The organism is Aeromicrobium sp. UBA7512 (assembly GCF_002476985.1).
In the GTDB taxonomy this organism is placed as follows: domain Bacteria; phylum Actinomycetota; class Actinomycetes; order Propionibacteriales; family Nocardioidaceae; genus Aeromicrobium; species Aeromicrobium phoceense.
In genome coordinates this window covers 57331-65105 of the sequence record NZ_DLNK01000002.1, presented here as the reverse complement: position 1 = coordinate 65105, position 7775 = coordinate 57331, and the positions used below count along the sequence as shown (strand labels likewise).

Here is a 7775-nt window from a genome sequence, read left to right as displayed (position 1 = left end):
GTCGCACCCCGGTGGACCGGGTTGAGACGTGGGTTGGCACTCGATCACCGGAGGCGCATCCCGGTGGTCGAGTGCGCCGCGAGGAACGAGCGGCGTGTATCGAGACCCGGTCAGTCCGAGGAGCCGCCGAACATGATCTCGTCCCAGCTCGGGACGGAGCGGCGCGAGTGCTTCTTGCGGGGCTTGGGCGTGTCGGGGACCGCGATGCGCTCCTCGAGCGCCTGGTCCTCCACGTCCTCGACGACCTCCTCGGCCGGCTCCTCGAAGACGGCCTGCTCGAGCGCTCGGCGGTCGCGGGCCTCCTTGATGGAGCGCACCAGCGGAGCGTGGTCGGTCGGCTCGGCGATCGCGCCGCCGTACCCCTCGGGGGCGTCCGTGACGAGGTCGGCCAGCGCCATGTCGTGCTGGTCCTGGGTGGCGAGGTCGCCCACGAGGCCACGGGCGGCGTCGTCGTCGGCGATGACGTAGCGGCTCTTGGGGTCGTAGAGGAACGACGCGGAGCCGTCCTCGAGGTCGACGCGCACGGTCCAGCGACCGTCCTCGCGGCGGAACGCGTCCCACGCGGCCTTCTCGGGCGCGATGCCGCGTTCGGCCAGGGCCGCGTCGGCCAGCTCGGCCAGGGTGACGGCGGCGCCGCCGACGTGCTTGCGGCGCACCGACGTGGCGCGGGCCGACTGGGCCATCCACTCGCGCTCGGCGATGACGGGCACGGCGAAGCCGTGCACCCGCTCGACCGTGATGCCGGCGGCCTCGGCGACCTCTTCGACCGACTCGCCGCGGCGGATGCGGGTCTGGATGTCTCGGGGGGTGAGCGAACTCTCCATCGGAATCTCCATCTGTCCTGAACGACTCGACCCTACGGGGGTGCGGTCAACCAGTGAGGTGAGCCGGCGGTCGATGCTGAGCCGGAAGCGTTCTCCGGTGGTCGCGTCCCGAGCGACGAGGAATCGCCCGTCGTCGCTGAGTCCCACGGTCGCGAGTTCCCGCATGTTTCGAGCCTCCCCGTGTCGCTTCTGCCACCGACCTCAAGGCTAGTGAATGCCCGTGGCGATCCCGGGAGACGCGCCGGGTCCGGATGGCTTTTCGGGCCGGGTCCGTGACGGTCCCGCGATCAGGCCTGCGAGTCGGCCGGGGCGGGCTCCGGAGCCCGGTAGAGCATGGCCACCGTGGTGGTCATCAGCGCCGCCACGATCGGCAGGACGAAGCCGGCCGAGGCCGACCAGCGGTCGACGATGAGGCCGGCGAGGGCTGCGCCGCCCGCGGTTCCCGCGGACATGCCCGTGGTCGTCCAGGTGAGCGCCTCGGTGAGGCGCGACTGCGGCACGGTGAGCTCGACGAGGTGCACCGCCGTGATGAGGGTCGGCGAGAGCATGAGGCCCGCCAGGCCGAAGCCGATGGCGAGCAGGGCGATGTTGGGCGCGAACGGCAGGGGCGACAGGAAGACGAGGAGCCCCAGCGTCGAGATCCTGAGTCGTCGGACGGGGTCGGCCGGGGGCGGCTGGGCCCCGATCACCAGGCCGGCGGCGAGACTTCCGGCCGAGAAGATGGCCAGGACGACACCGGCCGCGCCGGGACGTCCCTGCTCCTCCGTGAACGCCACGACGAGGACCTCGGCGGCACCGAACAGCACGCCGAGTCCGCACGCCGCGACGACCAGTGGGCCGAGCAGGAACCAGGGGAGCGGCTCGCGGGGACCGTCCGCCTGGGGCCGGTGCCGTGGCTGGGTGGAGCGCTGCAGCGCCAGGCCCCATGCCCCGACGATCGCGGCGACACCGGCCACGGCGAGCCCGGACCAGTCGAGGACGCTGAGGGTGAGGATCGTCACGAGCACGGGGCCGACGATGAAGACGACCTCGTCGAGCACCGCCTCCAGGGCGAACGCGGTCTGCAGGCGGGAGCGGTCGGGCAGGACGTGGGTCCAGCGCGCGCGCACCATGTTCCCGGTCTGCGGTGCCCCGAGCCCGGCGATCACCGCGCCCGCGGCAGCACCCCAGAGCGTGATGTCCACCGTCGAGAGCAGGATCACGATGCCGGACGCGAACAGGGCGCCCGCCGCGACGAGGACGGGGGCCTGCCCCAGGCGGTCGGCCAGCCTGCCTTGGACGGGGGCGAAGAACGCCGAGGTGACGACGTAGACCGCCATGACCAGGCCGGCGGGCGCGTAGTCACCGGTGCGACCGGAGACCAGCAGCACGATCCCGAGTCCCGTCATGGACAGCGGGAGACGTCCGAGCGCGCCGGCGGTCGTGAAGGCCGGGGCGCCGGGAGTGGCGAGGATCGTGCGGTAGGCGGAGAACATGTCGAGACTCATCTTGGACCACGTCACGCTGGCGCCGGGGGAGGGCTGTCGACGGCCTGCGCCCGAGGGGTGTGCCGTGTGGCGCCGTGGAACACTGGCGGCATGGACGCTGCCCCCTACGACGCCCTCCTGCTGGTCTCCTTCGGTGGACCCGAGAAGCCCGAGGACGTGGTCCCGTTCCTCGAGAACGTGACACGGGGCCGGGGCATCCCGAAGGAGCGCCTCGTCGAGGTCGGCGAGCACTACTTCGGCTTCGGCGGGAAGTCGCCGATCAACGACATCAACCGCGATCTGCTGGCCGCGCTGCGCCAGGACCTCGCCGACCAGGGCATCGACCTGCCGGTCTACTGGGGCAACCGCAACTGGGACCCCTACCTGGCTGACGCGTTCGACCAGATGGAGGCCGACGGGGTCCAGCGGGTCGCCTGCTTCATGACCAGCGCCTACTCCTCCTACAGCAGCTGCCGCCAGTACCGCGAGAACCTCTTCGAGGTCTCGCACGACCGCCCGATCCGGGTGGACCGCCTGCGGCACCACTTCAACCACCCCGTGTTCGTGGACCTGTTCACCGAGTACACGCGCGCGGCGCTGGCCGAGGTGGGCGGGGACGCCCGCGTCGTCTTCGTGACGCACTCGGTGCCCGAGCAGATGAACGAGGCCAGCGGCGGGCCCGGCTGCGGGCTGTACGAGCGCCAGCACCTCTCGGTCGCGGGGCTCGTGGCCGATGCCCTCGACCTGCCGACCTGGTCCCTGGCGTACTGCTCCCGCTCCGGTCCGCCCAGCCAGCCGTGGCTGGAGCCCGACGTGAACGACCACCTCGAGGAGCTCGCCGAGCAGGGCGTCACCGGGGTCGTCCTGGTCCCGATCGGCTTCGTGGCCGACCACATGGAGGTCGTGTACGACCTCGACACCGAGGCGAAGGCCACGGCCGAGCGTCTGGGCCTGCGGTTCGCCCGGGCCGCCAGCCCGAACGCCGACCCGCGCTACGCGGCGATGGTGCGCGAGCTGCTCCTGGAGCGCACCGCGGCCGAGCGCGGCGAGAAGCCGGAGCGGCCCGTGCGGGGGGAGCTCGGCCCCAAGGCCGACACCTGCCCCGGCGACTGCTGCGTCAACCCGCGCTCGCTGCGGCCGGTCCTGGCGTGACCGAGCTGCTCGACCTCGCCCGCCGGGTCGCGGCCGAGGCGGTCGAGCACGTCGCCTCCCTCCGCCCGCAGGGACGCGTCGGGATCGCGGGCACGAAGTCGAGCCCCACCGACCTGGTCACCCTGATCGACCGCTCGTGCGAGGAGCTGATCCGCGCGAGGATCCTGGCCGCACGCCCCGACGACGCCTTCGTGGGTGAGGAGGGCCAGGACGTCCCCGGCACCTCGGGTGTGGAGTGGGTGGTCGACCCGATCGACGGCACGGTGAACTTCGTCTACGGCATCCCGCGCTACGCCGTGGCGATCGCGGCCCGGGTCGAGGGCGCCGACGAGGTCGGCGTCGTGGTGAACATCGCCACGGGGGAGTCCTACGAGGCGGTGGCGGGCGAGGGTGCCTGGCGCACCGACGAGGCCGAGCCGCGGCGGCTGACGGGGCCGCCCGTCTTGCCGTTGGACCAGATGCTGGTCGCCACGGGCTTCAACTACGTCCCTGAGGTCCGCGAGCACCAGGCCCGCGCCGTCGGCGCGATGCTGCCGCACGTGCGCGACATCCGCCGGATCGGCGCCGCGGCGCTCGACCTCACCGATCTCGCGGAGGGGCGGCTCGACGCCTACGTCGAGCAGGGACTGCACGTCTGGGACCACGCGGCGGCCGGCCTGATCGCCCGCGAGGCGGGTCTCGTGGTCACCGGACCGGACGGCTCGCCGAGCGAGCGGCTCCTCGTCGCGGCGCCCGCCGGCAGCATCGATCCGTTCCTCGATCTCGTCGCCCGCTGCGGGTTCTGAGAAAAGCCGTCCGCACGACTGGCGCGGGCGCCCCGGCAGTGGGAGCATCGGCGCCACGAGGGGGATTGCGTCCGGGTGCGGGCAGATTTGGTCCATGTGGTTGAATCTGCGCGTTCCACAAGAACACGACCACAGTTCCACGAGAACGAGCATGGAGAAGTGATGGCAACCGATTACGACGCGCCCCGCAAGACCGACGAGGAGCAGTCCGAGGACAGCATCGAGGAGCTGAAGGCGCGTCGCCACGAGAAGAACTCGGGCAAGGTCGACGAGGACGAGGTCGAGGCGGCAGAGTCGTTCGAGCTCCCCGGCGCCGACCTCTCGCACGAGGAGCTCGCGGTCAAGGTCGTGCCCAAGCAGTCCGACGAGTTCACCTGCATGTCCTGCTTCCTGGTGCACCACCGCAGTCAGCTGGCCACCGAGAAGAACGGCATGGCGATCTGCAAGGACTGCGCCGACTGAGGTCCGCGCACCGACTCACGACGTCCGGCGTCGCCGCTCACGCGGCGGGCCGGACGTCGTCGTCTCAGGGCGTGGTGTTCTTCGTGGACCTCATGCCCGGCGGCAGCCCGCCGGTGGACCTCACCCAGTAGGTGGCGGCACCGCGCCGCGCGACGGTGCGGACGACCTGCACCGTGGCGCCGCCGATGGCCGCCCACGCGATGGCCTCGGTCGTGCTCAGATCGGGGTGGCGGGTGTTGCGCGGCGGCTTGCGACCCGTGACGGCCCGCCAGGCCAGGTTCGAGATGTACGGGGCGAGCGACGCCGCGAGCAGGGCGGAACCGGCGTCGAGGGCCCGCCAGGCGCCTCGCCCCCGCCCCGTGGAGACCTCCGCCTCGGCAGGCGAGGTGGTTGCGGGGTCAGGCGTCGCCTTCGTCGCGCGCTTCCGGGCCATCGATGATCCTTTCGTCGGGAGCAGGACCAGTGTGGCCCACGGCACGCGTGAGCGCGTCGGGACGCCGGGTCGACACGAGCCAGTAGGGCGTCGGGTCGGCCGGGTCGGCCACCTCGACGCGCACGCCGCGGTCGATCCACGGGCGGGTCAGCAGGAAGGCGCGGTCGGTGCCGGCCCGCGAGAGCGCGGCTCGCCAGGCGGCCGGGTCGAGCGCGACGACCTCGCCGAGGTCGGGCGCCTCGAGGTGTGCGTCCCCCGCGCGGAGCCGGCCGGGCTCCGCGACGACCAGCAGCGAGCCGTAGCGCCACAGTCCCGCTCCCGCGACCACCAGGATGAGGAGCGCGAGACCGCCGGCGACCGCGGGGCTGGTGGCGACGAGCAGCAGCCAGCCGATGGTCGCGGCGACGAGGCCGACGGCGCCCCACCACAGGCCGGACGCCACGAGACGCTCACGATGGTGGGCATTGTTGGTCTTCACGAGTCCACTGTGCCCGATGGGGTCTCGCGCCAGTATCGTCGCCACCGTGACCGAGGTGCAGATCCGCCGGCTCGACGCCGGTGTTCCCCTTCCCACGTACGCCCACCCCGCCGACGCCGGCGCCGACCTCGTCTCGACGGTCGACCTCGAGCTCGCGCCGGGGGAGCGCACCCTCGTGCCCACGGGCATCGCGATCGCCCTGCCGGAGGGGTTCGCCGGCTTCATCCACCCCCGGTCGGGCCTCGCGCTGCGGCACGGGCTCTCGGTCGTGAACACGCCGGGCACGATCGACGCGGGTTACCGTGGGGAGGTCAAGGTTCTCCTGGTGAACCACGACCTGCGCGAGCCGGTCCGCATCGCACGCGGTGACCGGATCGCCCAGCTGGTCGTCCAGCGGGTCGAGCACGTGCGCTTCGTCGAGGTGGACGGTCTCGAGGACTCCGTGCGAGGCGAGGGCGGGTACGGTTCCTCGGGTGGTCACGCCTCGATCGAGGCATCGACGGAAGGAAGTCTGTGATGTGGGGTCGCAAGAACGCGGGGGCCGACGCGGCTCCCGCCCCCGCTGCTCCTGAGAACGTCGAGGTCACCGGCCCCCGGGCCGACGGACCGTTCGACGTCACGGAGCGCCCGAACGAGTCCCACGACGAGTACGTCGACCTGGGCAGCCTGCTGATCAAGATGCGCGGCGACATCGAGGTGCAGCTGCCCACGGAGGACGACGTGGTCACCGCGGTCCTCGTGACCTCCGGCGGCTCGGCCGTCGAGCTGCGCCCCTTCGCCGGCGCTCGCAGCGGCGGCACGTGGGACGGCGTGCGCGCCGAGCTGCGCGAGGAGGTCGACAAGCGCGGCGGCACGTTCACCGAGGTGGACGGCCCGTTCGGCACCGAGGTGCTGGCCCAGTTCCCCGCCACGGCTCCCGACGGCAGCGCGGGCGTCCAGCCCGCCCGCTTCATCGGCATCGAGGGGCCCCGCTGGGTCTTGCGCGCCACGATCCTGGGTGCGGCCGGCCTCGAGTCCATCGACAGCGGCGTCTTCATGGAGATCCTGCGCGACCTGCGCGTGCGTCGCGGCGACGAGCCGCGGATGCTGCGCGAGTCGCTGCCGATCGTCCTGCCGCCCGACGCCCAGCGCATCCCCGAGGAGTAGGCGGAGATGGCAGGCGTCGTCTCGCGCTGGCTCGACCGCTTCTCGGTCGAGAGCCAGGAGGACACCGAGCTGCGCGGCCGCGCCACGGCCGCGGGGTGCGCCGCGATCAAGGACGTGCCCGAGCGCGAGCGCGTCGACGTCCACGGCGTCCTGCAGGACGTGACGCTGCGGCCCGTCGGCGACGTCACGGCGCTGGAGGCCTCGCTCTACGACGGCACGGGAACGGTCACCCTGATCTGGCTCGGCCGGCGCCGCATCGAGGGGATCTCCGCGGGACGCTCCCTCATCGCCACGGGCCGGATCGGTCACCGCGGCACCGAGCGCGTCATCTACAACCCGGCCTACCGGCTCGACGCATGAGCACGTCCGAACCGGCCCGCGCCGACGCCGCCACCGTCGAGCAGGTCGTGCGCCAGCGCCTGGCCGAGGCCTTCGGCGGCGTGCGCGGCATCGTCGAGGCCGCCGTCCCGACGATCACCTTCACCCTCTGCTACCTGACCACGCGCGACCTCCGGCTCAGCCTGATCATCGCCTCGGCGCTCACGGCTGTCCTGCTGATCGTGCGGGTCGTCCAGCGCTCGAACCCCCAGTTCGTCATCAACGCGCTCGTCGGCATCGGCATCGCTGCGCTGTTCGCGTCCCGCTCGGGCGAGGCCCGTGACGTGTTCCTGCCCGGGATCCTCTACAACGCCGGCTACGCGGTCGTCCTCGTGGCGACGGTGGTCATCGGCTGGCCGGCGATCGGCGTCATGATCGGCGCCCTGGTCGGCGATCCGAGCGGATGGCGTCGCGATCCCGGCATGCGCCGCCTGTGCAACCGGCTGACCCTGCTGTTCGCGCTGCCCTGCGTCCTGCGCGTCCTCGTGCAGTACCCGCTCTACGCGGCCGACCAGATCGGCTGGCTGGGCACCTCGAAGGTCGTCATGGGCTGGCCCCTGCAGATCGCCACGCTCGCCGCGATGGTGTGGCTGCTCAGCCGCAACAGCACGCCGGTGACCGACCTGCGAGACGAGCCCCGCGAGGTCTGAG

At 72.4% G+C, this 7775-nt stretch carries 11 protein-coding genes; 7 read left to right on the top strand and 4 right to left on the bottom strand.

Annotated features, from left to right (window positions below; translation table 11 throughout):
• Positions 1-110: 110 nt before the first annotated feature.
• Both sepH and B2363_RS01175 read right to left on the bottom strand, forming a co-directional pair.
• Entirely contained in the window at positions 111-989 is an 879-nt protein-coding gene (gene sepH / locus B2363_RS01180; RefSeq protein ID WP_286927873.1) for a septation protein SepH, read from the bottom strand.
• 122 nt (positions 990-1111) lie between these two features.
• Positions 1112-2311, bottom strand: a complete 1200-nt coding sequence (locus B2363_RS01175; RefSeq protein WP_286927872.1) for an MFS transporter — start codon at positions 2309-2311, stop codon at positions 1112-1114.
• Positions 2312-2401: 90 nt separating this feature from the next.
• Between B2363_RS01175 and B2363_RS01170 the strand changes: the two genes are divergently transcribed.
• The 3 genes from B2363_RS01170 (at position 2402) to B2363_RS01160 (ending at position 4689) form a co-directional block, all read left to right on the top strand.
• On the top strand, positions 2402-3442 hold the full coding sequence (locus B2363_RS01170; protein ID WP_286927870.1) for a ferrochelatase: 1041 nt from the start codon (positions 2402-2404) through the stop codon (positions 3440-3442).
• Positions 3439-4227 carry an inositol monophosphatase family protein gene (locus B2363_RS01165; protein WP_286927868.1) on the top strand — a complete coding sequence of 263 codons (789 nt, stop codon included), beginning with the start codon at positions 3439-3441 and terminating at the stop codon, positions 4225-4227. Before B2363_RS01170 ends, B2363_RS01165 begins: the two co-directional genes overlap by 4 nt.
• Before the next feature lie 162 nt (positions 4228-4389).
• Entirely contained in the window at positions 4390-4689 is a 300-nt protein-coding gene (locus B2363_RS01160) for a DUF4193 domain-containing protein (RefSeq protein ID WP_078698323.1), read from the top strand.
• A 64-nt stretch (positions 4690-4753) separates the two neighbouring features.
• Here B2363_RS01160 and B2363_RS01155 read toward each other — a convergent pair whose 3' ends face one another.
• Together B2363_RS01155 and B2363_RS01150 are read right to left on the bottom strand one after the other, a co-directional pair.
• A complete protein-coding gene (locus tag B2363_RS01155) occupies positions 4754-5122 on the bottom strand; it encodes a DUF4235 domain-containing protein (RefSeq protein ID WP_181755566.1) in 369 nt (122 codons plus the stop codon).
• A complete protein-coding gene (locus B2363_RS01150; protein WP_181755567.1) occupies positions 5088-5600 on the bottom strand; it encodes a DUF3093 domain-containing protein in 513 nt (170 codons plus the stop codon). The genes B2363_RS01155 and B2363_RS01150 overlap by 35 nt, the downstream gene beginning before the upstream one ends.
• 46 nt (positions 5601-5646) lie before the next feature.
• On the opposite strand from B2363_RS01150, the gene dut reads away from it, so the two are divergent.
• From dut to B2363_RS01130, 4 genes are read left to right on the top strand one after another with little or no spacing between them, the layout of a single operon-like run.
• Complete coding sequence (gene dut, locus B2363_RS01145; RefSeq protein ID WP_286927864.1) at positions 5647-6117, top strand: dUTP diphosphatase; 471 nt, start codon at positions 5647-5649, stop codon at positions 6115-6117.
• Positions 6117-6746 (top strand): DUF3710 domain-containing protein, encoded by a 630-nt coding sequence (locus tag B2363_RS01140; protein ID WP_181755569.1) that lies wholly within the window; start codon positions 6117-6119, stop codon positions 6744-6746. Before dut ends, B2363_RS01140 begins: the two co-directional genes overlap by 1 nt.
• 6 nt (positions 6747-6752) lie before the next feature.
• A complete protein-coding gene (locus tag B2363_RS01135; protein WP_181755570.1) occupies positions 6753-7106 on the top strand; it encodes an OB-fold nucleic acid binding domain-containing protein in 354 nt (117 codons plus the stop codon).
• Positions 7103-7774: a DUF3159 domain-containing protein gene (locus B2363_RS01130; RefSeq protein WP_181755571.1), complete on the top strand. Its 672-nt coding sequence runs from the start codon at positions 7103-7105 to the stop codon at positions 7772-7774. The genes B2363_RS01135 and B2363_RS01130 overlap by 4 nt, the downstream gene beginning before the upstream one ends.
• The last annotated feature ends 1 nt before the right edge of the window (position 7775 follow it).